At 69.0% G+C, this 546-nt stretch carries 1 protein-coding gene; it reads left to right on the top strand.

Annotation, left to right across the window (positions count from 1 at the left end; translation table 11 throughout):
- Positions 1-546, top strand: a 546-nt coding sequence (locus HA052_RS27180; RefSeq protein WP_206119081.1) for a hypothetical protein, incomplete at both ends; no start/stop codon positions are given.

Here is a 546-nt window from a genome sequence, read left to right as displayed (position 1 = left end):
TACGCTACGCCAAGAGCCTGGCGCAGATGGGGCTGTCGGCGGAGCGCCTGCAAGAGCGCGCCCAGGCCAACCTGCTGCGCAACAGCCTGTTCGAAGCCTCGGCGCCGGGCAAGGTGGCGAACTGGGGCTATGGCGCGTGGAACGCTGAGGCCGAAGTGGGCGGCAATCTGGACGCCGACTGGCGGATAGCGGAAGGCCTGGCCGGCGAGAACACCGTCTACTTGCACCAGACCGGTCGTCACCCGCAAGACGCCTACCAGGAACTGGTGCAAAGCGTACCAGTGCAAGCCGGACGTCGCTACGCCTTCTCGGTGTACACCGGCGCGCATCGGGCGAATACCAGCGTGCACATCGTGTGGTTCAACGCGGCGGGTCAGGCGCTGGGCGCCACGTCGGAGCAGACGGGCGCGCATCGCAACACCCCGGCGGACAACTTGCCGGGCGGTCCGGCGCTGAAGGGTTACAAACGGACGGTGGCGGACGGCGTGGCGCCGGCCGGCGCGGTGCGAGGCGTGGCGACGCTGCGCAAGACCAATACCGCGGTGG

It is taken from the genome of Chromobacterium fluminis, from assembly GCF_011602385.1.
Lineage (GTDB): Bacteria > Pseudomonadota > Gammaproteobacteria > Burkholderiales > Chromobacteriaceae > Chromobacterium > Chromobacterium fluminis.
This window is presented reverse-complemented; position numbering and strand designations above follow the sequence as displayed.